Annotated in this window: 27 protein-coding genes; 8 read left to right on the top strand and 19 right to left on the bottom strand. The window is 61.3% G+C overall.

The features are described 5' to 3' along the window. Window positions 1-12 precede the first annotated feature (12 nt). On the bottom strand, window positions 13-567 hold the full coding sequence (gene sufT, locus ATO7_RS10895; RefSeq protein ID WP_083561749.1) for a putative Fe-S cluster assembly protein SufT: 555 nt from the start codon (window positions 565-567) through the stop codon (window positions 13-15). A gap of 61 nt (window positions 568-628) precedes the next feature. On the opposite strand from sufT, the gene ATO7_RS10890 reads away from it, so the two are divergent. Both ATO7_RS10890 and ATO7_RS10885 read left to right on the top strand, forming a co-directional pair. Then, window positions 629-1,717, top strand: a complete 1,089-nt coding sequence (locus ATO7_RS10890) for an SPOR domain-containing protein (protein WP_083561748.1) — start codon at window positions 629-631, stop codon at window positions 1,715-1,717. After that, window positions 1,714-2,565, top strand: a complete 852-nt coding sequence (locus ATO7_RS10885) for a patatin-like phospholipase family protein (protein ID WP_083561747.1) — start codon at window positions 1,714-1,716, stop codon at window positions 2,563-2,565. Before ATO7_RS10890 ends, ATO7_RS10885 begins: the two co-directional genes overlap by 4 nt. Window positions 2,566-2,571: 6 nt before the next feature. Here ATO7_RS10885 and ATO7_RS10880 read toward each other — a convergent pair whose 3' ends face one another. Together ATO7_RS10880 and ATO7_RS10875 are read right to left on the bottom strand one after the other, a co-directional pair. After that, entirely contained in the window at window positions 2,572-3,216 is a 645-nt protein-coding gene (locus ATO7_RS10880) for a rhomboid family intramembrane serine protease (RefSeq protein ID WP_083561746.1), read from the bottom strand. A 2-nt stretch (window positions 3,217-3,218) separates the two neighbouring features. Beyond that, window positions 3,219-3,854, bottom strand: coding sequence for a response regulator (locus ATO7_RS10875; protein WP_083561745.1), 636 nt, complete (start codon window positions 3,852-3,854; stop codon window positions 3,219-3,221). 175 nt (window positions 3,855-4,029) lie between these two features. On the opposite strand from ATO7_RS10875, the gene tesB reads away from it, so the two are divergent. Next, entirely contained in the window at window positions 4,030-4,911 is an 882-nt protein-coding gene (gene tesB, locus ATO7_RS10870; RefSeq protein WP_083561744.1) for an acyl-CoA thioesterase II, read from the top strand. Here tesB and rsmA read toward each other — a convergent pair. From rsmA to ATO7_RS10850, 4 genes are read right to left on the bottom strand one after another with little or no spacing between them, the layout of a single operon-like run. Further along, window positions 4,908-5,690, bottom strand: coding sequence for a 16S rRNA (adenine(1518)-N(6)/adenine(1519)-N(6))-dimethyltransferase RsmA (rsmA, locus tag ATO7_RS10865; protein WP_083561743.1), 783 nt, complete (start codon window positions 5,688-5,690; stop codon window positions 4,908-4,910). The genes tesB and rsmA overlap by 4 nt on opposite strands. Then, window positions 5,683-6,678 (bottom strand): 4-hydroxythreonine-4-phosphate dehydrogenase PdxA, encoded by a 996-nt coding sequence (gene pdxA, locus ATO7_RS10860; RefSeq protein ID WP_240499460.1) that lies wholly within the window; start codon window positions 6,676-6,678, stop codon window positions 5,683-5,685. The genes rsmA and pdxA overlap by 8 nt, the downstream gene beginning before the upstream one ends. After that, window positions 6,675-7,976, bottom strand: a complete 1,302-nt coding sequence (locus tag ATO7_RS10855; RefSeq protein ID WP_083561840.1) for a peptidylprolyl isomerase — start codon at window positions 7,974-7,976, stop codon at window positions 6,675-6,677. Before ATO7_RS10855 ends, pdxA begins: the two co-directional genes overlap by 4 nt. Before the next feature lie 48 nt (window positions 7,977-8,024). After that, the gene (locus ATO7_RS10850; RefSeq protein WP_158523165.1) at window positions 8,025-10,148 is read right to left on the bottom strand and encodes an LPS-assembly protein LptD; all 2,124 of its coding nucleotides are present in this window, start codon (window positions 10,146-10,148) and stop codon (window positions 8,025-8,027) included. Between the two features lie 52 nt (window positions 10,149-10,200). Here ATO7_RS10850 and ATO7_RS10845 point away from each other — a divergent pair, with 52 nt between their 5' ends. Together ATO7_RS10845 and murU are read left to right on the top strand one after the other, a co-directional pair. Then, window positions 10,201-11,208: an aminoglycoside phosphotransferase family protein gene (locus ATO7_RS10845; RefSeq protein WP_083561740.1), complete on the top strand. Its 1,008-nt coding sequence runs from the start codon at window positions 10,201-10,203 to the stop codon at window positions 11,206-11,208. Further along, window positions 11,205-11,882: an N-acetylmuramate alpha-1-phosphate uridylyltransferase MurU gene (gene murU, locus ATO7_RS10840; RefSeq protein WP_083561839.1), complete on the top strand. Its 678-nt coding sequence runs from the start codon at window positions 11,205-11,207 to the stop codon at window positions 11,880-11,882. Before ATO7_RS10845 ends, murU begins: the two co-directional genes overlap by 4 nt. Here murU and rpiA read toward each other — a convergent pair. Next, complete coding sequence (gene rpiA / locus ATO7_RS10835) at window positions 11,879-12,532, bottom strand: ribose-5-phosphate isomerase RpiA (RefSeq protein ID WP_083561739.1); 654 nt, start codon at window positions 12,530-12,532, stop codon at window positions 11,879-11,881. The two genes, murU and rpiA, sit on opposite strands and share 4 nt — an antisense overlap. Beyond that, entirely contained in the window at window positions 12,529-13,266 is a 738-nt protein-coding gene (locus ATO7_RS10830; protein WP_083561738.1) for a YggS family pyridoxal phosphate-dependent enzyme, read from the bottom strand. Before ATO7_RS10830 ends, rpiA begins: the two co-directional genes overlap by 4 nt. Before the next feature lie 22 nt (window positions 13,267-13,288). Between ATO7_RS10830 and ATO7_RS10825 the strand changes: the two genes are divergently transcribed. The 3 genes from ATO7_RS10825 to ATO7_RS10815 are packed head-to-tail and all read left to right on the top strand — an operon-like array spanning window position 13,289 to window position 16,598. Beyond that, window positions 13,289-14,323: a type IV pilus twitching motility protein PilT gene (locus ATO7_RS10825; protein ID WP_083561737.1), complete on the top strand. Its 1,035-nt coding sequence runs from the start codon at window positions 13,289-13,291 to the stop codon at window positions 14,321-14,323. Between the two features lie 21 nt (window positions 14,324-14,344). Next, window positions 14,345-15,535: a PilT/PilU family type 4a pilus ATPase gene (locus tag ATO7_RS10820; RefSeq protein ID WP_083561736.1), complete on the top strand. Its 1,191-nt coding sequence runs from the start codon at window positions 14,345-14,347 to the stop codon at window positions 15,533-15,535. 4 nt (window positions 15,536-15,539) lie between these two features. Next, window positions 15,540-16,598 carry a PilT/PilU family type 4a pilus ATPase gene (locus tag ATO7_RS10815; protein WP_083561735.1) on the top strand — a complete coding sequence of 353 codons (1,059 nt, stop codon included), beginning with the start codon at window positions 15,540-15,542 and terminating at the stop codon, window positions 16,596-16,598. A gap of 65 nt (window positions 16,599-16,663) precedes the next feature. Here the strand turns inward: ATO7_RS10815 and ATO7_RS10810 are convergent, their stop codons facing one another. Genes ATO7_RS10810 through gshB form a run of 10 tightly spaced genes read right to left on the bottom strand, consistent with a single transcriptional unit; the run spans window position 16,664 to window position 25,323 of the window. After that, entirely contained in the window at window positions 16,664-18,727 is a 2,064-nt protein-coding gene (locus tag ATO7_RS10810; RefSeq protein WP_083561734.1) for a methyl-accepting chemotaxis protein, read from the bottom strand. 37 nt (window positions 18,728-18,764) lie between these two features. Beyond that, complete coding sequence (locus ATO7_RS10805; RefSeq protein WP_206044882.1) at window positions 18,765-19,127, bottom strand: response regulator; 363 nt, start codon at window positions 19,125-19,127, stop codon at window positions 18,765-18,767. 42 nt (window positions 19,128-19,169) lie between these two features. Next, window positions 19,170-20,444, bottom strand: a complete 1,275-nt coding sequence (locus tag ATO7_RS10800; protein ID WP_083561732.1) for a dihydroorotase — start codon at window positions 20,442-20,444, stop codon at window positions 19,170-19,172. Then, the gene (locus tag ATO7_RS10795; protein WP_083561731.1) at window positions 20,441-21,400 is read right to left on the bottom strand and encodes an aspartate carbamoyltransferase catalytic subunit; all 960 of its coding nucleotides are present in this window, start codon (window positions 21,398-21,400) and stop codon (window positions 20,441-20,443) included. Before ATO7_RS10795 ends, ATO7_RS10800 begins: the two co-directional genes overlap by 4 nt. Further along, entirely contained in the window at window positions 21,397-21,822 is a 426-nt protein-coding gene (gene ruvX, locus ATO7_RS10790) for a Holliday junction resolvase RuvX (RefSeq protein WP_206044881.1), read from the bottom strand. The genes ATO7_RS10795 and ruvX overlap by 4 nt, the downstream gene beginning before the upstream one ends. Next, window positions 21,819-22,385: a YqgE/AlgH family protein gene (locus ATO7_RS10785; protein WP_083561730.1), complete on the bottom strand. Its 567-nt coding sequence runs from the start codon at window positions 22,383-22,385 to the stop codon at window positions 21,819-21,821. The genes ruvX and ATO7_RS10785 overlap by 4 nt, the downstream gene beginning before the upstream one ends. 53 nt (window positions 22,386-22,438) lie before the next feature. Then, window positions 22,439-22,981, bottom strand: coding sequence for a Gx transporter family protein (locus ATO7_RS10780; protein WP_083561729.1), 543 nt, complete (start codon window positions 22,979-22,981; stop codon window positions 22,439-22,441). Next, window positions 22,965-23,321 carry a NusG domain II-containing protein gene (locus tag ATO7_RS10775; protein WP_083561728.1) on the bottom strand — a complete coding sequence of 119 codons (357 nt, stop codon included), beginning with the start codon at window positions 23,319-23,321 and terminating at the stop codon, window positions 22,965-22,967. The genes ATO7_RS10780 and ATO7_RS10775 overlap by 17 nt, the downstream gene beginning before the upstream one ends. Next, window positions 23,318-24,343 (bottom strand): FAD:protein FMN transferase, encoded by a 1,026-nt coding sequence (locus ATO7_RS10770; RefSeq protein ID WP_083561727.1) that lies wholly within the window; start codon window positions 24,341-24,343, stop codon window positions 23,318-23,320. Before ATO7_RS10770 ends, ATO7_RS10775 begins: the two co-directional genes overlap by 4 nt. Further along, entirely contained in the window at window positions 24,340-25,323 is a 984-nt protein-coding gene (gene gshB, locus ATO7_RS10765; RefSeq protein ID WP_083561726.1) for a glutathione synthase, read from the bottom strand. The genes ATO7_RS10770 and gshB overlap by 4 nt, the downstream gene beginning before the upstream one ends. Window positions 25,324-25,442: the final 119 nt, after the last annotated feature.

Here is a 25,442-nt window from a genome sequence, read left to right as displayed (position 1 = left end):
TAAGCAGCGAGGCTAGTAGTACATCCCGGTTTGCAAGCGCGCCGCTTCGCTCATCATCGACTGATTCCACGGCGGGTCGAACACCAGTTCGACATCCGTCTCGTCGATGGTCGGGATCTGTTCGAGCTTGTGCCGCACGTCGGCAACCAGCACGTCACCCATGCCGCAACCGGGCGCGGTCAGGGTCATGCGCACCATGGCCTTGCGTGATTCGGCGCCCAGCGCTTCCACCTCGCATTCGTAGACCAGGCCCAGCTCAACGATGTCGATGGGGATTTCCGGGTCGTAGCAGGTGCGCAGTTGCTGCCACACGATGTCCTGAACTTCGGCATCGCTGGCATTCTCGGGCAGGCTGATTTTGGGTGGTTGTGGTTTGCCCAGTGCATCGGCGTCTTCACCATTGATGCGGAACAAACGGCCCTCGATATAAATCGTGAAGGAACCGCCCAAGGCCTGCGTAATGCCGCACTGGGTACCGGACGGTAAGCGGACTTTCTGGCCTTCCGGAACCAGAATGCCGATGACTTCCCGTTTGAGATTGACGATTTCGGTGTCGGCGTTGAGCATGCTGCTGGCTGAGTGAGTTGGGTGGCTATTTTATACGGGTCGCTGCAGTTAAACTTTGCCTATGCGTTTAACCAAGCTGATTCTTGCAGGTCTGATGGCCATTTTCTGGCCATTGTCAGGGCACGTTTATGCGGCCGCTTTTTCCGTGGCGGGCGGTTTGAGCGACTATGCAGCCATTGTTGAGGTCGACTGCAATTTCGAGTTTCGCCCCGGCCGTGAGTTCCAGTTCCCTTCCGCGGACGAGGTTCTCCAGTCATATGGCTACATTTTGTGGAAAAACAAGCCTGCGCTGATTGCCGAGCCGCTTGATTACTCCTTGCATCAGGGGCGGCGTGGAAAACTGTCCGGTGACTTGCTGGTGCGCGACGGCATTGTCTGGTTTTCGGGCGTGCTTGATGACTGCACCCGTATCTATGCTGAGGATGCCAGCACGCATTCCGAATTGAATCGGCTTGAGCACCTGTTGTTCAACGGCAAAGTGGTGTTCGCCGACACCTATGCTGCGGCGCGCGGCTTGATCAATCACGACGTCATCGTGCGCGGTGAAGGTTTGGAGCCGCGCCAGCGCCTGTATACCTCTGAGCGTTCGCGCTGGTTTGGTCTGTCAGACCGGCAGGTGCTTAAAGTGGTAGGGATCGACATGCATCGCTACGCCCATGCCAAAGGGGTCGGGCCCTTTTTTCTGGTGGTGGAAAACGATGCCGGCAAGCGCGGGCTGATCAAATACAACCCGGAGTATCTTGAAGTGCCCCACGGTGTGCTGCCGATATACAGCGCGCCGCCGGCGCGTGATCTTGCGGCTTCACCCTTGCCGGCCCGGGCGTCTTATGTCGGACCGCGTGAAGAAGGCAATCAACCGATGCCCGGTGAGAACGGTTTCGTGCTCACGATTAACCGCTTCGAACGTCAGAGTGATGGTCAGGCGGCTTTACTCGAGCTGCAGCAGGCCGGTTTTCAGGCCCGCCTCGTCCAGACCGGCGCGCCGCAGCAACTGGTCTATGAATTGCGCATCGACGGCTTCCCCTCGCGACCGCTGGCTGAATCGATGGCTCGGATTGTGGCCAGCCGGTTTGGTTGGATTCGCACCCCCGAGGTCAAGGCCGATGTGTCTGCGTCGACCCCCGCGAACACCGCAAGAAGTGCCCGATGAGTGCGCCGCGCCCGCAACGTGAGCGGCCAACCATTGGGGTGGCGCTGGGCGGCGGTGCAGCACGCGGTGCGGCCCATATAGGCGTGCTGCGTGCTTTGCAGGAGCATGGCACCAAGCCGGATTACATCACTGGTACCAGCATTGGCGCGTTGATTGGTGGCTTGTACGCCTATGGCGTGGATCTGGATGATCTGCGCAAGGCAGCCATGGGGTTGCGCTGGGTGGATATGGCTGCGGCCACACTGTCGCGTTATGGGCTGTTGAGCAACGCCGAAATGGGCAAGTTGGTGGCGCGTTTCGTCGGCGACAAGCGGCTGGAGGACGCGCCGATTCCATTCGCCGCCGTTGCTACGGACATACACAGCGGCGAGCCGGTGGTGATCAAGGAAGGGCGTCTGATCGATGCCATTGTGGCCTCGACCTCAATCCCCGGGATCTTCGTTCCGGCGGAGTTGGACGGGCGCATGCTGGTGGATGGCGGTCTGGTTGAAAATGTGCCCTTGTCGCCCCTTAAAGCCATGGGTGCCGAAGTGCTGTTGGCCGTGGATATCAACGGCGGGCGTCGCTACGACAAGCCGCAGAATGTTGTGGATGTCATCCTCAATGCTATGGATATTGCCATCGACACCACCACCCAGGGGCAGTTGCGTGCGGCCGACGTGCTGATCAGCCTGGACCTGGCCGACTATTGCCGAACCGACGGCAGCGATGTTCGGGAACTGGTTGCAGAGGGTTATCGGGGCGGTGTTCTGGCGCTTAAAAAGCTCGATGCTGAGCTGGCCAGCCGGCAACCCAGTTCCTGGCAGGTTCTGGAGAAGAAATTTCGCGAGTGGCGCGAGGCGATTTAAGCCTCTTCAGGGCTGTGATCGACGCGGTCGCAGCCACCACAACAGCAGCACGCCTCCGCACAGCATGCCGCCCAGATGGGCAAAGTGGGCAATGCCCGGCAGCGTGCCGGTAACGCCGAAGAACAGCTCGGCCGCTCCATACAACAACACGAAAACCGGGGCGCGTAAGTTGACCGGCGGAATCAGCAACTGAATGCGTGCCCGCGGGAACAGGATGGCGAAAGCCGGTAGCAGGCCCAGCACGCCGCCAGAGGCCCCTATGGTTGGGACAATCTGGCCGCTGTATTGGGCAGCTAGGACCTGCGCGCCCGCCGCGCCAAGCACGCACACGCTGTAGAAGAGCGCAAAGCGCGCGGTGCCAAGGGCTTGCTCAACAGGGCGGCCAAACATCCACAGGCCGAACATGTTGAACAGCAGGTGCATGGGGCTGCCGTGCAGAAACGCATAGCTCAGGGGCTGCCACAGCTGAAACGGTGGGTACTGCCAGGCACCTTGTGCACCAAACTGCACGCTGCGTTCGCCGGGCGGCCACAGGGCAAAATGCTGAAGCAGAAAGTTCTGGCCGGACAGCTGCAGCACATACATGACGCAGCAGGCGCCGACCAGACCCACCACCAGGCTTACGCGGGGCGGGGCCGGCTGGTTGGACATGCTTATTTCGGCGTGCCGCCCTTGAGCGTGACCACCGCGCGTAGCAAGCGGTTCGACAGGTCGCGCCCGGCCTGATCGGCGATGGCGCGGGCCACGGCGCGTGTGCGCGTGTCCATCTGCGTCACGTTCTGTTCCAGGCGTTGCAGCATCGCCTCAAGACGGTCCAGGCGTTCATCAATGGCTTGCAGTTTGGCGTCGTCGCTCATGCTCGGGCTCTCCGCTGCGGGTGCAGCTTGTTGTTCTGGGGTGGCCGCTGTGGCCGATTGTGGCGCGCTCAAGTGGCGGGCCAGCAGCTGATTCAGCGCTTCGCTGTCCGGCGGCTTGCTCAGCACGTCGGTGGCGCCGCGTGCCAAGGCATCATCGACGTACTCCTGCGAGTCGTTGGAGGTGCACATGATGATCGGTGTGCTGGGGTACTGGGGAAGATTGCGAATCTGCTCCATGGCTTGCAGGCCATCAATCCCTGGCAGTACGTGATCCATAAAGATCACATCAAACGTGGCTTGAGCCGCAACTTCGACGCCTTCCTCACCGGTCTTGGCCTGCACAATGTTCATATTGTGCGGTTCCAGACTGCGGCTCAGAGCAAAGCGCGCCGACATGGAGTCATCCACGATCAAGGCTTCAATTTGTGACATTGATTGGTTCTCTAACGCGAGCGTTCAGGGCGCGTGCTGCCGGGATTTGGCAAAATTCCCCCCACATGCGATCCCGTTGGGATCGACTATCCCACAATTTTCCCGACGCATCGACCCCTTGCCGCTGGATGCCAGTGGCCAGTGATGGTGTCGATGGTGTCATCAAGGACAGGCCATGAATGCGGCATTGAAAGATCTGATTGAAGTCCTCGAGCTGGAGAACCTGGAGCAGCATCTGTTCCGGGGCCAAAGCCGCAATCTGGGCGGACGCAGCGTGTTCGGCGGCCAAGTGCTGGGCCAGGCGCTGGTTGCGGCCAGTCGCACGGTTGAGCACAGCCTGGCGCATTCGGTGCATGCCTACTTTGTGCGCCCCGGGGATATGGAGGCGCCGATCGTGTACGACGTTGAGCGCATTCGTGACGGGCGCAGCTTCGCCGTGCGCCGGGTGCATGCGATTCAGCACGGGCGGCCGATCTTCAGCATGATGGCGTCGTTCCAGCAGCCTGAACCGGGGTATGAACATCAGGACAGCATGCCCGATGTACCACCTCCGGAAGAGCTGGTGCTGGAGTCGGAATTGCGCACCCGCTGGCTGGAGGATTGCCCGGCGCCGCTCAAACCAGGCTACCAGCAGGAACTGGCCATCGAGTTCAAGCCGGTTACCCCGCGCAATCCGTTTCGCCCCGAGTCGATGCCGCCGCAGCAGCACATCTGGTTTCGCGCAGCCGGCCCTTTGCCGGATGATCCCTGTCTGCATCAGTCGGTGTTGGCCTACGCATCCGACTTCAATTTTCTGGGCACTGCTATGCGTCCGCATGCCATGAGCTGGTTCGAGCGCCATGTGGTCGCTGCGACCCTTGATCATGTGATCTGGTTCCACCGCCCCGCGCGCCTGGATGACTGGCTGCTGTACAGCATGCACAGCCCATCGGCACAGGGCGCGCGCGGTCTGACCCAAGGTCAGATTTACAACCGTGATGGCGAGCTTGTGGCCTCGCTGGCCCAGGAGAGCCTGATGCGCGACACCCATCTGGCCGCACAACAGCAGGACGATTAACCGGCTTCGGCGGAGGCCTGATGCAGCGTGGTGGCCAGGGCCAGAAACTGATCAGGGCTGAGGTTTTCCGGGCGCAGTTGCGGGTCGAGGCCATGTGCCTGCAACTGCTCGGCGCTAAACAGCTTGCCGAGCGCGTTGCGCAGGGTTTTGCGCCGGGCCGAGAAGGCGGCCTGCAGCACGCGGTCGAGGGCGCGCCAGGGTAGGTCGACGTCGCGCGGGGTCAGCCGGATAATTGATGAGCGGACCTTGGGTGGCGGAAAGAAGGCCCCCGGCGGCACATCGAACAGAATGTCTGCGCGCGCCGCCAGGCTGACCGCAACGCTCAGGCGACCGTAGGTTTTGTTGCCCGGTCGTGCGGCCATGCGCTCGGCCACTTCGCGCTGCAGCATGATGTGGAAATCGATGATGCGCGCACGGCTTTGCAGCAGGTGAAAAACCAGCGGCGTGGAGATGTTGTAGGGCAGGTTGCCCACCACCCGCAGCGGCGCGTCACCAAGTGTGGCGAAGTCGACCTTGAGGGCGTCGGCTTCGATCAGTTCGAAGCGCGCTTCAGCGGCAAAGCGCTGGCGCAGGGTGGCGGCCAGATCACGGTCGATCTCCACTGCAGTGAGCTTGCCGCAATATGGCAGCAGCGCCTCGGTGAGTGCGGCCTGACCGGGGCCGATCTCGAGCAGATGCTGGTCCGCGCTAGGGCGAATGGCCGAGGCGATGCGCTCGATAATATTGCGGTCGGTCAGGAAGTTCTGGCCGAAACGCTTGCGTGGTCGGTGCTTATCCATGGGTGAGCTTGCCCTGTGTGGCCAGGGTGATGGCCATGTTCTCGGCCGCGCGCAGGCTGCCGACATCAGCCGTGCCTTTTCCGGCGATATCCAGGGCGGTGCCGTGATCCACCGAGGTGCGGATAATCGGCAGGCCCAGCGTTACGTTCACGGCCTGCCCGAAGCCGGCATGCTTCAATGTGGGCAAACCCTGGTCGTGGTACATCGCCAGTACAGCATCGCACTGGGCTAGGCGCTCCCGCGTGAACGCGGTGTCTGCCGGCACCGGCCCGAGCCACTGTGCAGCCTCGCCACTGCGCGCCCGTTGCTGTGTCAGCGCGGGTTCGATCACGCGCTGCTCTTCATCACCCAGATGTCCGCCTTCGCCAGCGTGCGGGTTGAGTCCGCAAACCTGAATGCGCGGCTTGTGAATGCCGAAGCGCTCGCGCAGTTCGTGCTCCAGCACCTGCATGACGTGAGCAAGGCTCTCGGGAGTGATCGCATCGGCCACCGCACGCAGCGGCATATGGGTTGTGGCCAGCGCAACGCGCAGCGTACCTGCCGTGAGCATCATCACCGGGGTCATGCCACCGCAGTGCGCGGCAATGAATTCGGTGTGTCCGGTAAAGGCGATACCGGCCTGGTTGATGACCGCCTTGTTGAGCGGGCCGGTGACCATGGCGGCTTGGCTAACGCGGGCCTGATCTGCCGCACAACGCAGACACGCCAGCAGGTAGGCGGCATTGTCCGGTGAAGGCAGGCCGAAGGTGACGGGCTGCGGCATGGTCTGAGGCAGATGCCATAGAGTGTTGGCGGGCGTGGCCTGGGCCACACCGTCAAACCGACGCAATGTCAGCGACAGGCCGAGGTGTTTGGCGGTGCGCTCAAGCAGCGCGCCATCGGCCACGGCCACACGGCAGGCCGCGCTGGGTTGCGCGGCCAGCTTGATCAGCAGTTCCGGTCCTATGCCTGCCGGTTCACCCGGCGTATGCAGTATGAGCGGGTTCAACCGGCGTCCGGTTGTTCCCGGTATTCGACGTAGGCTTCGTCACGCAGCTGGCGCAACCAGACTTCCTGTTCTTCGCCCGCCTTGCGCCGGAAAATGGCCTGGCGTGCCTGGGCTCGGCGCAGGTCTTCGGTGCGGTCGCGTTCGCGTCGGTCGATGACCTCGGCGATGTGCCAGCCGAACGGGGTCTGGAATACCGGGCTCAATTCGCCCGGTTCCAGCAGATCCAGTGCACGCTGGAATTCCGGCACAAAGGTTTCTGGCCCCTGCCAGCCCATGTCGCCACCCTGGTTGGCCGAACCCGGGTCCTCGGAGTGTTGCTTGGCCAGTTTGGTGAAGTCAGCGCCATCGGCAATCTGCTGGCGAATTTCCTCCAGCTTGGCTCGGGTTTGCTGCGGATTGCGCAGCACGTTGGGCTTGAGCAGGATGTGGCGGGCATGGGTTTCTTTGACCAGCGCATCGCCTGAAGTGCCGCGTTTGTCGACCAGCTTGACGATGTGCAGGCCGCCGCTGGCATTGATCGGGTCGCTGACGCCGCCAACCTCAAGCTCAGGCACCACGTCGGCAAACAGGGTGGGCAGCGCATTGCCGCGCCGCCAGCCCAGATCACCGCCGTCCAGCGCACGCGGGCTGTCGGAGTGGGTGATGGCAAGCTGCGCAAAATCAGCACCGTCGCGGGCCTCGCTGACAACCTGTGCCGCTTTCTGCGTGGCCGCATCGCGCGCTTGCGATGTCGCGTCCGAGGGGATTGCGATCAGAATGTGGGCCAGGTGGTATTCCACTTTGTCCGATTCGCCCTGCTGTTCCAGCAGCAGGTCCACATCGTCCTCGGTGACCACGATGCGTGAATCGACTTCGCGTTGGCGCAACTGGTTGACCAGGATTTCGTCACGCACCTGCTGGCGCAGCTGGAGGTAGTCGATACCTTCCCGGCGCAGGGCCAGCGCAAACTGATTCAGGCTCATGCCATTGCGCGCGGCGATGTCTTCCATGGCCTGGTTGAGCTGTTCGTCACCAACCCGCAAGCCGCCTTGCTGGGCGCGCTGAACCTGCGCCTTGGTGACGACGATGCGTTCCAGGACCTGACGCCGCAGGACCTCTTCTTCCGGCAAAGGTCCGCGCCCGGCGAACTGTTGCTTGATCTGGTCGAGGGCCTGGTTGAGCTCGCTGCTCAGGACCACCTCGTCGTTGACCACGGCCACGATGTAATCGAGCACCTGGGCGGCCCGGGAGAACGGACTGACGAGCAGCAGGAGCGCGGCCAGAACGAGCGCATGGCGATGGCGATAAATGGGATTCATGTACATCCGGATAATGTGTCGATGCGCGCTACAGTCGCGCAGTCAATCCTAAAGAATATCACGCGTTAAGAGACGATCCAGACCCTCTCCGATCCTGCCCAGGCCGTTGAGTTCCAACTGCAGGTAGATCGAGGAGTCAAAGCGCCCGCCGTCGCCGGCCAGATAACGCCGCCAGGCGATCTGCGCGCCCCAGCAACAGCTGCTGTATTCCAGCCCGCCCAGAGCTTCCAGGCTGCGATGATCTTCTAGCGAATAGGTCCAGCGCCCGGCCACCTTCCAACGCGAGTTGATCGGCATGGAGACGATGGCGTCGGTCTGCTCGAAGTTGTCGCGCCGGAAGCGGTAGGCGATGTGTATGAACTGATCTTCGCTGTACTGGTACCGCGCGGCGACCGAGCTTTGATCCATGCGGTTTTCATCGGCGTTCCACTGGCCGACCAGTTGCGCGCGCAGGCGATCGTTGAGCATGTAGTCGATCTCGCCCAGCCAGTCGGAACTGCCAGAGGCGGGGGCGCTTTCGCCGGGCAGGGTGACCTGCGAGGACTCAGCGCGCCATTGCACCCCCAGCTTGGCGCTGACCACGCGCTCCCGGCCGAAGTCGCGGTACCAGTCGGTGCGCACCGCGGTGGTGATCAGATTGGCATCGGCGATGCGATCGACGCCGGTGAAGCGGTTGAGCGCAAACAGCTGATCAAAGGAAAAGTCAGGCTGGCTGGTGTCGAACAGCGGGATCGCGTCCTGCTCGGTATACGGCACGTACAGGTAGTAGACCTGAGGGGTCAGCGTTTGATAGCGCCCAAAACGGCCCTGGCGCACGAAGTTCAGGCCGAAACCGGTCTGCACGGTACCCAGGTGACGGTCGATGGTATCGACGGTGGTGCCGTCTTCGCGGGCCTGGTAACCGGTCCAGCGGTAATCGGTGTGGGCGGTGAAAAACGCCTGGGGCAGGTCGAGTCGCCAATCGAGCCCAATGCGCGCATCCTCGCGCCAGGTCTGGGTTTCATCAATGTCCCGGAAATTGACCGCTTGAGCGCTCAGGAAGGGGCGAACACGACCGTTGCGATAGGCCGGTTGCCAGTTCAGATTGAATTCTGGAAGGCGCGCATAGGGCTCTTCCAGTGTGCGGATGAGGCTTTGATACTCATGTGCAGCGAGTGAGGCGCGCAGTCCGGCATCAAGATGTCGATAGGACAGGCGGGCGTACTGCGGAAGCTGGCTTTGCGCGGCGTCGGTGAATGTGGTGTCCAGCTCGCTGGCATAACTTTCGTCGCTGACCCGGGTGTAGGCCACCTGCCAGCTCCAGTGCTCGGCTGTGCCGCCCTCAAGCGTGGTATCGAGCAAATAGCGGCGCTCACCGGTCTGCTCGTCCTCTTCCAGCCATTCAACCGTGCTGTCGCCCTCGCTGTGGCTGAACAGGTAGCGCCCGGTGGCCGCGATCTGCTCGCCGCGCTCACTCATGTGCCGTGGGGTCAGGGTCAGGTCGTAGTTGGGCGCCAGATTGATGTACAGCGGAATACTGATGTCCAGGCCGGTGGTGGCGTTGTCACCGATGCGCGGTGGTAGCACCCCGGTCTGGCGCTGGTCGCCAACCGGGAAGTAGAACAACGGCGCCCAGAAAATCGGCACACCCATGAAGCGCAATTTGGCATTGCGTGCCGAGCCCAGGCCGCGCTTGGAATCCAGCGTAATTTCGTCGCTTTCCAGCACCCAGGCTTCCTGCTCTGGTGAGCAGGTGGTGTAACGTACGCCGCGCAGCCGGGCTTTTTGCGAGCCGCTGACGTGGAGCTGCTCGGCATGGCCGCGCGCGCCTGCGGCAAAGGCGACATAGCGGGCCTGCTCAAAGTCGGCTTCTTCGCTGTCGAGGTCGATGTCTGCGGCCTCGGCCTGGACCTGAATGGTCTCGGTTTCGAACAGAGTGCGCCCGATCACGCGCAGCTGGCGGTCGGCGTGCCGGTAGCGCACATCATCGGCAAACAGAATGTCGCGCCCGAAGCGCATGCGTACGCCACCTTGCAGGCGCGATTCGCCATAGGCCTGCAAATCCACCTCGCCGGCGTCGGCGTGCAGTGCCGCGTCGTCGAGCAGTTGCTCGGCGTAGCTGCGCTGCTTGAAGCCCAATTCTTCGCACAGCGCCTGCGCGGTGCTGATCACCGGCGTCAGGCTGAGCAGCATGCCGCCGCACATTCTGTAGAATCCGCGCAAACCTTTTCCCGTGGTTTCGTTGATGACCCGCGACACTCGCCAGGACGAGCGCTACGTCCAGATGCAGGCATGGCTGGATGTTGTCCTGCCCGCCCATGGTGCCCCGGAGCCGGCTTCCAGTGATGCCAGCTTCCGCCGCTATTTTCGCGTATTTTCAGACACTTTGTCGCAGGACGCGGGCGCAGGTGTCAGTCACATCGTGATGGACGCGCCGCCGGACAAGGAAGACAGCCAGCCGTTTGTCGATGTTTGCGCCCGGCTGGATCAGGCCGGGGTGCGGGTTCCAGTGGTGCGCGAGCAGGATCTGGCGCAGGGTTTTCTGCTGCTTGATGATCTGGGAAAGCTCACCTTCCTGCAGGCGCTGGACAGCGTGGATGCCGATGCGGCTTACCGCCGTGCGATTGATGCGCTGGTCAGCATGCAGGCGGTTGATGCACAGACCTTGCCGCCCTACGACGAGGCGTTGCTGGCCCGCGAGTTGGCCTTGTTTCACAACTGGTATCTGGGCGTGCACCGGCAGCGCGTGCTCAGTGCCGCCGAGCAGCGCGACTGGGATGAGCTGTGCCAGCGCTTGATTGCGGTGGCGCTGGCCCAGCCACGCACCTTCGTGCATCGCGATTACCACTCACGCAATCTGATGTGGGCGGACAGCGGTGGTCTTGGGGTGCTGGATTTTCAGGACGCGGTGCATGGTCCGGTGACCTACGATCTGGTGTCGCTGCTGCGCGATTGCTATGTCGCCTGGCCGGCCGCAAAGATTGATGCCTGGGTCGACTATTTTCTGCAGCAAAGTGCCGCGCAGGGTCGGTCGATGCCATCGCGTGAGTCGTTCCAGCGCGATTTCGACTGGATGGGCCTGCAGCGCCACCTCAAGGCCATTGGTATTTTTGCCCGGCTCAATCATCGCGATGGCAAGGCTGGTTACCTTGAGGACATTCCCCGCGTTCTCAACTATGTGCGTGAGGTGTCCGCGCAATATGCGGAGCTGGCGCCGCTGACACGGCTGGCTGAGCAATGTCTGGACGCCTGAATGCCATGGTTCTGGCGGCCGGTCGTGGCGAGCGCCTGCGGCCGCTCACCGACCACTGCCCCAAGCCTCTGGTTGAGGTCGGTGGGCAGACCCTGATCGAGCACACCCTGGACAAGCTGGCAGCCGCTGGCGTCGAGCATTGTGTGATCAATCTCAACTGGCTGGGTGAGCAGATTCGCACGCATTTGAATGCGGTGTGGCGTTGGCCGATGCGGGTGACATTCTCCGAAGAGCAAGGCGAGCGTCTGGAAACCGGAGGTGGCATATTCAAGATGCTCGACCCGCTTGGTCCCGGTCCGTTCATCGTCGCCAATGCCGATGTCTACAGCGATTTCGATTTGCAGCGGCTGGCCGAGCGTGCACGCCACTGGTCCGAGAATGACGCCGCACATCTCGTGCTGGTCGACAACCCGGCGCATCATCCGGACGGTGATTTTGGCCTGGACAGGGCTTCCAGGCTGGTTGATCAGGCCCCGCGTCTGACCTTCTCGGGCCTGAGTCTGCTCGATCCGGGGCTGTTTGAAGGCTGCCAACCAGGGCGCTTTGCCCTGGCCCCGCTGCTGCGCGCGGCCATGCAATCAGGACGGATTAGCGGTGAACATCACACCGGCCTGTGGACCGATGTCGGAACGCTTGAGCGTCTCGAACAGCTGCGCCAGCGTCTGGGGCCCTAGAAAACCTGCAGGCCGTCGGGCGTGGCCATGATCACCTCGTCGGCTGGGCGCTGGGCGAACAGGCCGCAACACACCACACCCACGATCTGATTGATGCGTTCTTCCAGTTCCGGCGGATTGACGATGGACAGTCCGTGCAGATCAAGGATGTCGTTGCCGTTGTCGGTGACGAAGCCACTGCGCAGCACCGGGCGCGCGCCGAGTTTGGCGACTTCGCGGGCGACATAGCTGCGTGCCATCGGGATCACTTCCAGCGGCAGCGGGAATTCACCGAGCACACCAACCTTTTTGCTCGCGTCGACCACGCAGACGAACTTTTCGCTGGCGGCGGCGACAATTTTTTCCCGTGTCAGCGCGCCACCACCACCTTTGATCAGTTGGCGATGCGCATTGGTTTCATCTGCGCCATCGACATACAGCGGCAGCGGCCCCGCCTCGTTCAGATCCAGAACCCGGATACCCAGTGCGCGCATGCGCTCGGTTGAGGCTTGCGAGCTGGACACCGCGCCTTCGATGCGCCCCTTGATCCGGGCCAGCGCATCAATAAAGAAGTTGACGGTGGAACCGGTGCCAACACCGACGATGGTGTCGTCTTCGACATGTTGAATGGCGGCCTCGGCAGCGGCCTGTTTCATCTCATCCTGGTTCATGCGCGGGAATCCTGAGCGGTTTGGTTTGACGCGCGCGGACCGAACAAAGCGGTGCCGATGCGCAGCAGGGTGCTGCCTTCGGCGACCGCCGCCTCCAGATCCTGTGACATGCCCATGGAGAGCACCGGCGCCTGCGGACAGATATTGTCCCGCAACTCGCGCAACTGGCGAAAGCCCTGGCGTTGCAGTTCGGGATCGTCGGTCGGGCGGGGCAGGCTCATCAGGCCCATGACCTGCAGCTGTGGCAGTGCAGCTACGGCCTGATACAGCGCGGCCAGTTGGTCGGGCTCGACGCCGGATTTGCTGGCCTCGCCGCTGATGTTGACTTGCAGGCAGATCTTCAGCGGTGGCGCAGATGGAGGGCGCTGTTCACTCAGGCGGCGCGCAATCTTCAGGCGGTCGACGCTGTGCACCCAGTCAAAGCGTTCCGCAATGGTGCGCGTTTTATTCGATTGAATAGGGCCGATGAAATGCCATTCACAGTCCTTGGGCAGGGCATCAATCTTGCCTTCAGCTTCCTGCAGATAATTCTCGCCGAATGCGCGTTGGCCGCTGTTGTAAGCAGCCATCAGCGCGTCTGCCGGCTGTGTTTTGCTGACCGCAAGCAGGCTGATCTCGGTGGGGTTTCTGTGACTGGCATCGCAGGCGCGTTCGATGCGTTCGCGCAATTGGCAAAGACGAGGCGTGATCTGGTTGCCAGTGTCGGCGTTTGCCGATAGCTTTGTGGAAGTCATTCAAGCTTTGGTGGGGAACAGCATGGATATTGCGCAGTTGTTGACGTTCGGCGTCAAGCAGGGGGCGTCGGACCTACATCTGTCGGCGGGCATGGAACCGATGATTCGCGTGGATGGTGACATGCGTCGCATCAACGTTCCGATCATGGAGCATAAAGAAGTTCACGACATGCTCTATGACATCATGAACGACAAGCAGCGCAAGGATTTTGACGAATTTCTGGAAACCGATTTTTCCTTTGAAATTCCTGGTGTTGCTCGTTTTCGTGTGAATGCGTTCAACCACAATCGTGGTGCCGGCGGGGTGTTTCGTACGATTCCGTCAAAAATTCTTACGCTGGAAGATCTCAATGCACCGAAGATCTTTCAGGACATCGCCAAAACGCCGCGCGGCATCGTGCTGGTGACCGGGCCGACCGGTTCCGGTAAATCGACCACGCTGGCGGCGATCGTCAACTACATCAACGAAAACGACTACGGCCATATCCTCACGGTTGAGGATCCGATCGAGTTCGTGCACCAATCCAAGCGCTGCCTGATCAACCAGCGTGAAGTTCACCGTGACACGTTGGGCTTCAACGAAGCGCTGCGTTCAGCGCTGCGTGAAGACCCGGACGTGATTCTGGTCGGCGAAATGCGTGACCTGGAAACGATCCGCCTCGCTCTTACCGCTGCTGAAACGGGGCACTTGGTGTTCGGGACCCTGCACACCAGCTCGGCGGCCAAGACCATCGACCGTATCGTCGATGTGTTCCCGGCCGCTGAGAAAGACATGATCCGCGCGATGCTGTCTGAATCGTTGCGCTCGGTCATTTCGCAGTCGCTGCTCAAGCGCAATGGTGGTGGGCGTATTGCTGCGCATGAAATCATGATTGGTACGCCGGCCATTCGAAATCTGATCCGCGAGAACAAGATCGCCCAGATGTATTCGGCGATCCAGACCGGGCAGCGTGATGGTATGCAGACCCTCGATCAGTGCCTCAAGGATCTGGTTCGCAAAGGCCAGATTACACGCGACGCGGCCAAGCAGAAGGCCATGAACCCCAACGACTTCTAGGCCACAGACGCGGAGAGGCCCATGGAACGCGATCAAGCGATACGTCTGGTGCAGCAGTTGCTGCGCCTGATGAAACAGAAAAATGCATCCGACCTGTTCATCACGTCGGGCTTTCCGCCGGCGATGAAAATCGACGGGCAGATGACCCCGATGATGGACAAGCCGCTCAACGCCGAGGCCTCGGCCATGATCGTTCGGGCGATCATGAATGACCGCCAGCTCAAGGAGTTTGAGGCGACCAACGAATGCAACTTCGCCATCAGTCCCGGCGATATCGGTCGCTTCCGTGTAAATGTCTTTGTTCAGCAGGGCGCAGCTGGTGCGGTCATGCGTACGATCGAGACTGAGATCCCCAAGTTCGACAATCTGGGACTGCCGCCGATATTGGCCGATCTGATTCTTGAAAAACGCGGCCTGCTGCTCATGGTGGGGGGCACCGGCTCGGGTAAGTCGACTTCTTTGGCTGGCATGATCGGGGTGCGTAATGAACGCACCAAAGGTCACATCATCACCATTGAGGACCCGGTTGAGTATGTGCACCCCCACCGCGGCTGTGTGGTGACCCAGCGCGAGGTCGGCGTAGATACCGATTCCTGGGAAGCCGCGCTCAAGAACACGCTGCGCCAGGCCCCGGACGTCATCCTGATCGGGGAAATCCGGGCGCGTGAAACCATGGAACATGCCATCAATTTTGCTGAAACCGGGCATTTGTGCCTGGCCACGCTGCACGCCAACAGCGCCAACCAGGCGCTGGATCGCATCATCAACTTTTTCCCTGAAGAAAAGCGCGAGCAGTTGCTCATGGACCTGTCGCTGAACCTCAAGGGCATTCTTGCCCAGCGTCTGCTGCGCAAAGACGGTGGAGGGCGCGTGCCGGCGGTTGAGGTGATGATCAACTCACCGCTGATTCAGGACCTGATCTTCAAGGGTGAGGTCGGGCAGATCAAAGATGTCATGAAACGTTCCGCAGATCAGGGCATGCAGACCTTCGATCAGGCGCTGTTTGAGTTGTTTGAATCCGGCCAGATTAACTACGAAGAAGCGATGCGCAATGCCGACTCGAAGAACGAGCTGCGCCTGCGCATCAAGCTGGAAAGCAAGCGCGCATCGACGGACCTGATGGACGACGAAAGCGTGCGCAAGATGACCATGCTGGAGGACGAGGAAGAGATCGCCGCGCGGCGTGCGCCTTCACGTCCGTTGGGGCAATAACGCCATGATGAAGCTCATTCCTTATCTGAAGCTGGCGGTTGAGAAAAACGCTTCGGACATCTTCTTCACCACCAGCTCACCGGCCATGCTCAAGGTCGACGGCAACATGTTTGCCATCGGCAAGCAGCTGATGACCAAGGATCTGATCAAAGAACTGGCCTACAGCATCATGACGCCGGACCAGCAGGCCACCTTTGAACAGAATCTGGAGATCGACCTGGCCACCGAAGCCGGCGGTTTGGGGCGTTTTCGCGTCAACATTTTCAACCAGCGAGGCAACGTGTCCATGGTGCTGCGCTATGTGCAGTCCAAGGTGCCGACCATTGACGAACTCGGTATGCCGGATGCGCTGCGGGATCTGATCATGCGTAAGCGTGGTCTGCTTCTCATGGTGGGCGCAACCGGTTCGGGCAAGTCGACCACCCTGGCGGCCATGTTGGACCACCGCAACGAAAGTGCCGGTGGGCATATCCTGACGATCGAAGATCCGATCGAATTTCTGCATCCCAACAAGAAGTCGATCGTTAACCAACGTGAAATCGGGCAGGACACGCACAGCTATGCGGCGGCGCTGAAGAGCTCATTGCGTGAAGCGCCTGACGTGATTCTGGTCGGTGAGATTCGCGACCGCGAAACCATGGAGGCGGCGATTCAGCTGGCCGGTACAGGTCACCTGTGTATCTCCACCCTGCACGCCAACAATGCGTATCAGACGCTGCAGCGCATCATCAATATGTTCCCTGAAGATCTGCGTGCACAGCTGTACATGGATTTGTCGATCAATCTGCGCGCGATTATTTCCCAGCGGCTGGTGCGCACGGTGGAAGGCAAGCGCTGTGCAGCCGTCGAGGTCATGATCAACACACCGTACATCGCTGAGCTGATTCTGCGTGGTGAGGTGGATGGCATCAAGGAAACCATGGCGGACAGTCAGGACCGGGCTATGCAGACCTTCGACGATGCATTGTTCGCCCTGTACAAGGAAGGGCGCATCAGCAAAGAAGAAGCGTTAGGCAATGCAGATTCGGCGGCAAACCTAGAGTCGCGAATCGCGTTCACTTGACTCGCATGGGCGACACGCAGACGAAAAAAAACCGCCGTATGGCGGTTTTTTTTTGGATGCTTTTGTTACGCCGCTTGTTCGGTATCCATGTCGTCGAATTCGGCCATATCGCTGAAATCGTCTTCGATGTCGTCGCCAGGCAGGCGGAAACCGGAGACCGACTCACGCATCTGCTCCGACAGGGTGGTCAGCTCACGCGTACGCGATGCCGTCAGGTCAGCCGAATCAGCCGTTTGGTTGGCGATGGTGCGCAGCTGGGTCATCGTTTCGTTCAGGCCGAAAGCAACCTTGGCCTGCTCGCTTGAGGTCCCGGCGATCTGTTGAATCAGTCGAGCCAGCTCGGATGCGAAGCTCTCGATACGCTCCAGCGCGCCACCTGCGGTCTGTGCCGACTTCGACCCGGCGACCACGTTGGCGGTTGAACGCTCCATCGAGATGATGGCTTCGTTGGTATCGGCCTGAATGGTTTTGACCAGGGCTTCAATCTGTTTGGTTGCCGAACTGGCACGTTCTGCCAGACGCTGGACTTCGTCTGCGACCACCGCGAAGCCTTTGCCCGATTCCCCGGCCATGGCGGCCTGGATCGATGCGTTCAGCGCCAGGGTGTTGGTCTGCTCGGAAATGTCGTTAATGAACTCGATGATGTTGCCGATTTCCTGCGAGGATTCACCCAGGCGCTTGATGCGCTTGGAGGTGTCCTGGATCTGCTCGCGCAGGGCTTCCATGCCGGTGATCGTTGAGCGCACCGTTTCACCACCCGAACGGGCCGTCTGCAGTGAGGTTTCAGCCTGCTGGGCGAGCTGTTCAGCCTCACGCGACATGTCCTGCATGCTCTCGGTCATGCGAGTAATCGACTCTGCCGCTGAACCGATCTGATCGTTCTGCGAGCGGCTTGCCTGGTTCAGCGAGGTTGCCGTGTCCAGGGTCGAGGATGCGGCGTCCGTCACCTGGCGTGCTGTGTTGTTAATCGTGCCGACCAGGGTGCGCAGGGTTTCGATGGTGAAGTTGATCGAGTCTGCGATTGCGCCGGTGAAGTCCTCGGTCACTGTCACTGAGGTGGTGAGGTCACCATCTGCCAGGTTGGAGATGTCATCCAGCAGGGTCAGAATGGCTTCCTGCTGTTTGCGCTCAGAGGTTTCTGCCGCAACCTGACGACGACGTACGTTGAACAGGAAGATGGCAACGAATAACAGCAGAGACAGTGCGGACAATCCGGCGAAGACGTAGATCAGGACCGGCTTGATCGGACGGTTCTGACGCAGCTGTGTGAGCGAATCTTCGACGTCGATGGCTGAGGCCAGCACTTCTGTGCCCAAGCGCGAAAGCAGGGCTGATGATTCCTGAACCTCGGCGATATCGGAGGCCACACCCTGGATGCCTGCAACCCCTTCATTGACACGGGTAAACAGGTTGCTCGATTGCTTGATCAGTTCAGCCGCACGCGCATCGCGGTTTGCCACGCTGTTGCGCAACTGGTTGTTGTTGCTGGCAAATGCCTGGGTGTCTTCGGCCAGACGCTCGGCGGTGATGTCAGCGCCACGGCCGGCACCGATCACGCGGCGTGCGCGGGTGCGCAGGCGCTCCAGCAGCAAGGCCTGCTCGGCAGCCAGGCTGATCACGTTACCGGGAGCGCGAATATCGACCAGGCGTTCAACCAGCTGCTCGGTGGCTTCGGCAATCTGAATCGCCGTGTCATCGATCTGATAGACGTATTGATCGGCGGTGAGGAAGGCGCTGCGACCATCAAGCATGGTGTTCACGCCGTCGTTCATCTCGGCCCAGGATTCCTCCAGGAAGTCGAGAGACTCATGCACGGCCTTCGGTGCGGGAGGCAGGTCGATCAACTCGTCGCCGTTGCGGATGAAGTCGATCGCATCGGTCAGGTTGGCCTGAGCGCCTTCAAGCAGGCGAAAGTCAGGCGTGATGCCGCGCGAGGCGTCGGCACCCAACTTGCCCAGATCGGTCGCCTGCTGCTGCGCAGAGCGCGCAAGATTGACGTATTCCTGGTCGTGACGGGCGGTTTCCTGGGTGTAAACGTATACCCCCAGAGTCGCGGCCAGAAAGACGACGGCCAGAATAAGCAGCAAAAACTCGCGTCGACTTCCTGCTGCGCCTTTCGCTTGTGCCATGGTTCCCCCCGAAGCAGATTGGCAGGTGCTTGACTGGCTAGTTCAGTAGCGCCTTGATCTTGGACAGAAGATCAGGCCCTTTGACTGGCTTGACCACGTAGTCGGCAGCGCCTTGACGCTTGGCCCACAGTTTGTCGGTTTCCTGACTCTTGCTTGAGCAGACGATGATCGGGACATCTTTGGTGTCCGGGTCACGGCTCAGCGTGCGCGTGGCTTGAAAACCGTTCATGCCGGGCATTACCACGTCCATGACGATGATGTCCGGGCGCTGGGCCTTGGACTTTGCGATGGCATCGTCCCCTGAACTGGCTTCGACCACTTGAAACCCTTCCGCCTCAAGAAATCCGCGCAACTTCATCAATTCCGTCGGCGAATCGTCGACGATAAGAACGCGTGCCATGTTCAAGTCTCTCCCTGCAGCGTGCGTTGTAAATTCAAAAAACTATACACCAAGCCGGCCTTGCCAGCCTTGGTGGATTTCACAGACTCCATCCGTGATGCGTCCGGCCAGTGCGCCATGCATCGATTGCCCCATCCATGGCGTATGCCGGCTTGCACTGTGCACGTTATCCGCTTGCATTGTCCAGGCTTGATTGGGGTCGATGAGCAGCCAGTCTTTGGTGTCCGGCTCTTCACCGATCACACGCCGTGGTGTCTGACTGGTGCTCTGCGCCAGACGTGCCGGGGGAAGCTTGTGCTCATGCACAAGTTTGACCAAGCCGGCGATGAAGCCGTCAATACCGTTGGCGCCCGCTTGGGTGTCGGCAAACGGGCCCAGCTTGGCGTCCTGCCCAAGCGGGCGGTGATCGCTACTGATCACGCCGATGGTGCCGTCGCGCACGCCGTCCACAAGTGCGCGCTGGTCGGTTTCATCTCGCAGCGGTGGGTTGAGGTGAAAGCGGGCGTCGTAATCCGCTATGGCCTGGTCGGTGTACAGCAGATTCCACAGGGAGACGCCGGCCGTAATCGGCAGACCCGCTGCCTGGGCTTGGCGCAAGCGTGTAACAGCACCCGCGCTGGACAGTCTGGTCAGGTGGACACGACAGCCGGTGTCTTCAACCAGCGCAACAATCATCGCAACAGCGAGGGTTTCACTGACGCCAGGGATGCCGCTGAGCCCAAGCCGGCTGGCCACCGCGCCATCGTGCGCGCAGCCGGCAAAGGTGGTGTTGAGCTGTGGTGTGAGATGGACACCAAGGTCGAGGTCGGCGGCGTAGCGCAGCGCTTGGCGTAGCAGGCCGACCTCAGGCATGGGGCCGTCTCCCTGGCCTACGGCATGGCAGCCGGCTTGTTGCAGGCTGGCCATATTGCTGAGTTGCGTGCCCTGCAGGCCCTGCGTCAAAGCGCCGATCAGATGCAGCTGGGCGCGCGGCTGCGCATCGTGGCCGACGCGCTGCATGATCCACTCCATGGCAGCCGGGTTGTCGACCAGAGGATCGGTATCCGGAGCCGCGCAAACGGCCCCGAAGCCGTTGGTCCAGGCGGCCTGCAATTCGTGCGAAATGGCGCTGGCCGCGCGTCCGGCGCGGGGCAGGTGTTGCCCGAGGTCATACATCGCCGGCATGAGCCACAGACCCTGGCCATCCATGGTGACGTCCGCCTGCGCGTGATCACTCAGGCGCAAGCCTTGTGCGTCAGCATCAACCGACACCGCTTGGGTGCCTGTATCGGCATGCGGGTTGAACCACTGAACATTGCTGATACGTGTGAGGCTCATCGGCGCGCTCCGGACTGGCCAAGAATCATGGACATGATGGCCATGCGGACGGCAACCCCGTGATTGACTTGCTGCAGGATCACCGATTGCGGGCCGTCGGCCACACGCGATTCGATTTCCACTCCGCGATTGATCGGGCCCGGATGCATGACCAGGGCGTCGGCCCTGGCCCCGGCCAAACGTGACTGGGTCAGCCCGTAGCGTTGGTAGAACTCGTCGGCGCTGGGTAGGAAGTGGCCGCTCATGCGCTCTTTTTGCAAGCGCAGCATGATGATGACGTCGGCCCCTTCGATCCCGCGGTCCATATCGGTCTCTGGCTGAGCACCAAGCTCGGCCAGACCACTCGGTAACAGCGTGCTCGGGCCGATGACGCGCAGATCGCGAACCCCGAGCGCGCGCAAGGCTCGGATTTCTGAACGGGCCACGCGGGAGTGCAGAATGTCGCCAACAATGGCCACTGACAGTGATGCGAAATCCGGCTTGTGGCGGCGAATGGTGAAGACATCCAGCAAGGCCTGGGTCGGGTGCGCATGGCGCCCGTCGCCTGCGTTGAGCACCGCGACACCCGGGCGAACCTGATTGGCTATAAATTGCGCGGCGCCGCTGGCGTGGTGACGCACGATGAACATATCGACATCCATCGCCTCGAGCGTCTTCAGCGTGTCCAGCAGGGTCTCACCTTTGCTGGTGGAGGAGGTCGCGACATCCATATTGAGCACGTCAGCGCTCAGACGCTTGCCTGCCAGCTCGAAGGCCGAGCGTGTGCGGGTGCTGGCCTCGAAGAACAGGTTGACGATAGTCCTGCCCTTGAGCTCCGCACTGGTTCGCGGGCCGCTGCCCGGGCTGCTGACGAAGCTCTCGGCGCGATCCAGGATGCTGTGTATGTTGTCCGCGCTCAAACCCTGCATGGTGAGCAGGTGGCGGAATTGACCGTGTTCGTCGATTTGCGGGTTCATGCCTGATCCAGCCACTGCTGAACAATAAGAGATGCGGCGGCGCTGTCGGTATCGCCGCGCTGGAGTTTTCTGGTTCTTTGGCCACCACGACGCGCCTCGACCAAAGCGGCGTCGGCTGCCGTCGAGGAGTAACGCTCGTCGATTTCACAGACTGGCAAATGGAAGCGCTCGCGCAGTTGGTGGCCGAAATGGCGTGCTTTGCGGGTCATGGGTTGTTTGCCGCCATCTTCGGTCAGAGGCACGCCGACCAGCAGAACCTGTGGTTGCCAGTCGTGCACAGCGGTTTCGATATCGCGCCAGCCATCATCGTTGTGGGGCGTTGCGATCCAGCCCAGGGCGCGGCTGGTGCCGGTGGTCTGATTGCCAATGGCCATGCCGATGCGCTTTTCGCCGAAGTCGAATCCCAGGGCAACCACGCTCACGCGTGCCCTGCGCCATGACTGAGGCTGGACGGGTCGATGCCGAGCAATCGGGTGGCCGCATCCCAGCGCATGTCACTGGCCGTGTCGAAAATGATCGACGGGCTGGCCTCGGTGTTGAGCCAGCTGTTTTCCATAATTTCACGTTCCAGCTGCCCGCTTTCCCAGCCAGCATAGCCCAGTGTGATGAGGAATTTGTCGGGGCCTTGGCCGGCGCCAATCGCCGCCAGAATGTCCCGCGATGTCGAGACCGCCAGCGTCGGGCTGACCAAAATGCTGGATTCCCATTGGCCCAGTGGGCTGTGCAGGACAAACCCACGCTCTGACTGCACCGGACCACCCCAGTAGACCGGCCCCTGGGTTTGTGCTGGGTTCAAACCGCTGCAGTCGATATCCAGATGCTCGAACATGCCGCCAACGGTCAGATCGGTGGGGCGGTTGATGATCAAGCCCAGGGCGCCGTCATCGCCGTGTTCACATAACAAGCTGACCGAGCGTTCAAAATTGCTGTCCGCCAAGCTGGGCATGGCGATAAGGAACTGATTGCGCAACGATTCCTCGGGCATGGCTACAGTATCCGTGTTTGCAGGGTCTGGCCGCAAGCGGGCTTCTGGCAAGTTCATGTCGGCTCGTCACTCGGAGCCCGCGGCAGCGGGCTCATGGCCGCGAGTATGCGCATCGCCAGCCAGCCGGTGCACAGCCCGAACAGCAAGGCCGCGCTGCTCAGTACAGGTAGCAATTTGAGCAGTCCTTCATGCGGCACAAACAAGGCGTAGGCGACCAGGAATTGGCCGAGCATGTGCGCACACGCTGACGGCATGGCGTAGCCATATGCGCTGAATAGCGGCAGGCGCTGCTGTACCAGATGAACCAGACCCAGCGCGGTCAGACTGGCACATGCGCCGGACAGACTCAGTATGAAGGTTGGGGTCAGGAAGGTACCCAGCAGCAGTGCGCTGACCAGCACGCGCAAAACCACAACCCAGGCGGCCAGTGCCCAGCCATGGCGTAACAGCACCACAAGAGTGACGACATTGGCCAAGCCGGGTTTGATGCCAGGGATGGGCGAGGGCAGGCCGGCTTCAAGAATATGAATCACGATAGCCAGCGCCGCGTAGCCGGCAACCAGCCCGTCGAAGCGAGAGTCAGTAGCTGATTGCATCGAACTCACGCTCGCCGCCGCTCAAAACCAGGCTGATGCGATTGGGCACACAGGCGGCGACCGCGCCGGCACTGCGGTGCCAGCCTGAACGCACGCAGATCTGGTGCCGGCACGGTGATGATACGAAGCGGACGCCGCCATCGACCACCTCCAGCACGCTATCGCCTAACGGGCCATGGATATGCACCTGAGTATTCTCATCCAGGTTTAGGTTCAGGCGTTGCTGTGGTCCGGTCAGCACAGCCTGGGTGGCGGGTTTGGGCGGCGTCCAGTACACCCGGAACAAGGCTCCGACCGCGACCAGCAGCAGCAACAGCAGTATGCGGTCTGCGTGGGTCACTGGCTCGCCAGATCCGGAATTCGGGCGCGCATGGCATCACTGGCGTGAAGGCGGCCGTTGGCGTCGACCAGCAGCCAGCTGTCCACGCCCATCTGTTGCATCACGCTGGCAGCATCCTGTGCGCCGGCCACAAACAGGGCTGTTGCCGCGGCGTCGGCGCGTTCCGCACTGCTGTGCAGGACGGTGGCCGATTGGCTGCCCATGGCGGGTAAGCCGGTGCGTGGATCAAGAATGTGGTGGTAACGCACCCCGTTATCGATAAAGAAGCGCTCGTAGTCGCCGGAGGTGAAGATGGCTTCGCCGTCGTGAACTTGGAGTGAAGCCAGCATGGTGCGCCCGTCCACCGGGCGTGGGTGCCGGATGCCGATACGCCATGCCCGTTGTGCGCGTCGACCGATTACTTTGATATCGCCACCTGCGTTGATGATGGCGTTGTGGATGCCGGCAGCCTGAAGCAAGGCAATGACCTCATCGACCGCGCGTCCTTTGGCCGAGGCTCCGAAATCGAAGCGCGCGGGCACCTGATCCACCACCACCGTCTGTGGGTCGATGTGGCTGTCGCATAGGCTGCTGCGTTGCTGTAGCGCGGCGTTGAGTTGATCCGCTGGCGGTGGCGTGGTTCGGAAGTGGTCCTCGTCATCGAAGCCCCACAACCGAACCAGGTCGCCGACGCCCGGGTCGAAGCGGCCGCCGCTGTCCAGGCACAGCTGACGTGCTGCTGCGAATCCAGCCTGAAGTGTGGATGGCAGAGGCGCGCTCGTTTGAGTTTGGAGTGTCTTATTGAGCTGCGCCAGATCGCCGTCGCCGAGCACCGACCAGCGCGTCTCAAGGTCGGTCAGTGCCGCTTGCGCCTGATTCATCACTGCGGGTTCGATGTGGCCAGCGACTGAAATCTGAATCAGCGTGCCGAGTGCGAACAGTTCGCGGTGCACAACGTCATTGTGAACCGGCTCCGGACGTTGCTGCCAAACGCCCCACGCCAGAACTGCGCACAGGGCCAGCCCGATGATTGTTTGCTTCATGCGCGCGAAGCGCTGTCGAGATCAGCCTCAAGCGCATCAAACAAGCGTGCACTGATATTGCTGCCGTACTGCTTGTCCAACTCACGTACGCAGGTTGGGCTGGTGACATTAACCTCGGTCAGGTGATCGCCGATCACATCCAGGCCAACAAACAACAAGCCGCGCGCACGAAGATCAGGGCCCAGCGTTTCGGCGATCTCGCGATCACGGGGCGACAACTCACGGCCAACGCCACGCCCGCCGGCAGCGAGATTGCCGCGTGATTCGCCCTCGGCCGGAATGCGCGCCAGAGCGTAGGGCCAGGGTTCTCCGTTGATGACCAGTATGCGCTTGTCACCTTCACGGATGGCCGGCAGATATTTTTGAATCATCGCGTAGCGCTGCCCATGGTGAGTCAGCGTTTCCAGCACCACGCCCAGATTGGGGTCGTCACTGCGCAGGCGAAAAATGGAGGCCCCGCCCATGCCATCCAGTGGCTTGATGACCGTGTCGTCGTGTTCGGCAACGAAGGCTCTCAAGCGCCCCATGTCGCGATCCACCCGGGTGGGTGCGGTGAACTGCGGATAACGTGCCAGGGCCAGTTTTTCGTTGAAATCGCGTAGCGCACCCGGGTCGTTGACCACCCGTGCCCCAGCCCGTTGAGCCACGTCGAGAATTTGCGTGGCGTAGAGGAATTCCTGATCGAAGGGTGGATCCTTGCGCATCAGGATGACATCAAGTTCGTCCAGCCATATCGATTGGCGGTCTTCCAGGCTGTACCAGTCATCCAGCGAGTCGCGCACGCGCAGTGGGCGCGATGAGCCGCCGGCTCGACCCCCATCAAGAAACAGATCGGCCATTTCCAGATAGTGCAGCTCGTAACCGCGAGCCTGGGCCTCAAGCAGCAATGCAAGGCTGGTGTCCTTGGCCGGTTTGATCGCGCTGATCGGGTCCATGACGATGCCAAGGCGGCGCAAGCGGGAGGTGTTTTCGACGTTCATCGGCGGTCGCTTCTGGGCGTGTGATGGAACATGGCCGCGCATTCTACCGGGACACCGCTTGGCGCACAGAAAACCCGGCGCTGCGGCGGCAGCGACAGAGCGTTGCCGCCTGTGCTAAA

Source organism: Oceanococcus atlanticus, assembly GCF_002088235.1.
Classification (GTDB): Bacteria; Pseudomonadota; Gammaproteobacteria; order Nevskiales; family Oceanococcaceae; genus Oceanococcus; species Oceanococcus atlanticus.
The sequence above is the reverse complement of the archived record's forward strand: the minus strand, read 5'-3'. Positions and strand labels throughout refer to the sequence as shown.

Coding starts and splice junctions, on each gene's coding strand:
- tesB (WP_083561744.1), top strand. CDS start 4,030: ATGAATGCGGCATTGAAAGATCTGATTGAAGTCCTCGAGCTGGAGAAC.
- sufT (WP_083561749.1), bottom strand. CDS start 567: ATGCTCAACGCCGACACCGAAATCGTCAATCTCAAACGGGAAGTCATC.
- ATO7_RS10855 (WP_083561840.1), bottom strand. CDS start 7,976: ATGAATCCCATTTATCGCCATCGCCATGCGCTCGTTCTGGCCGCGCTC.
- ATO7_RS10780 (WP_083561729.1), bottom strand. CDS start 22,981: ATGCAATCAGCTACTGACTCTCGCTTCGACGGGCTGGTTGCCGGCTAC.
- ATO7_RS10845 (WP_083561740.1), top strand. CDS start 10,201: ATGACCCGCGACACTCGCCAGGACGAGCGCTACGTCCAGATGCAGGCA.
- ATO7_RS10810 (WP_083561734.1), bottom strand. CDS start 18,727: ATGGCACAAGCGAAAGGCGCAGCAGGAAGTCGACGCGAGTTTTTGCTG.
- ATO7_RS10815 (WP_083561735.1), top strand. CDS start 15,540: ATGATGAAGCTCATTCCTTATCTGAAGCTGGCGGTTGAGAAAAACGCT.
- ATO7_RS10880 (WP_083561746.1), bottom strand. CDS start 3,216: ATGTCCAACCAGCCGGCCCCGCCCCGCGTAAGCCTGGTGGTGGGTCTG.
- ATO7_RS10795 (WP_083561731.1), bottom strand. CDS start 21,400: ATGAACCCGCAAATCGACGAACACGGTCAATTCCGCCACCTGCTCACC.
- ATO7_RS10770 (WP_083561727.1), bottom strand. CDS start 24,343: ATGAAGCAAACAATCATCGGGCTGGCCCTGTGCGCAGTTCTGGCGTGG.
- ATO7_RS10850 (WP_158523165.1), bottom strand. CDS start 10,148: ATGCTGCTCAGCCTGACGCCGGTGATCAGCACCGCGCAGGCGCTGTGC.
- ATO7_RS10785 (WP_083561730.1), bottom strand. CDS start 22,385: ATGCCCGAGGAATCGTTGCGCAATCAGTTCCTTATCGCCATGCCCAGC.
- ATO7_RS10885 (WP_083561747.1), top strand. CDS start 1,714: ATGAGTGCGCCGCGCCCGCAACGTGAGCGGCCAACCATTGGGGTGGCG.
- rpiA (WP_083561739.1), bottom strand. CDS start 12,532: ATGAACCAGGATGAGATGAAACAGGCCGCTGCCGAGGCCGCCATTCAA.
- ATO7_RS10820 (WP_083561736.1), top strand. CDS start 14,345: ATGGAACGCGATCAAGCGATACGTCTGGTGCAGCAGTTGCTGCGCCTG.
- ATO7_RS10830 (WP_083561738.1), bottom strand. CDS start 13,266: ATGACTTCCACAAAGCTATCGGCAAACGCCGACACTGGCAACCAGATC.
- ATO7_RS10805 (WP_206044882.1), bottom strand. CDS start 19,127: ATGGCACGCGTTCTTATCGTCGACGATTCGCCGACGGAATTGATGAAG.
- rsmA (WP_083561743.1), bottom strand. CDS start 5,690: ATGGATAAGCACCGACCACGCAAGCGTTTCGGCCAGAACTTCCTGACC.
- ATO7_RS10825 (WP_083561737.1), top strand. CDS start 13,289: ATGGATATTGCGCAGTTGTTGACGTTCGGCGTCAAGCAGGGGGCGTCG.
- ATO7_RS10875 (WP_083561745.1), bottom strand. CDS start 3,854: ATGTCACAAATTGAAGCCTTGATCGTGGATGACTCCATGTCGGCGCGC.
- ATO7_RS10890 (WP_083561748.1), top strand. CDS start 629: ATGCGTTTAACCAAGCTGATTCTTGCAGGTCTGATGGCCATTTTCTGG.
- ATO7_RS10800 (WP_083561732.1), bottom strand. CDS start 20,444: ATGAGCCTCACACGTATCAGCAATGTTCAGTGGTTCAACCCGCATGCC.
- gshB (WP_083561726.1), bottom strand. CDS start 25,323: ATGAACGTCGAAAACACCTCCCGCTTGCGCCGCCTTGGCATCGTCATG.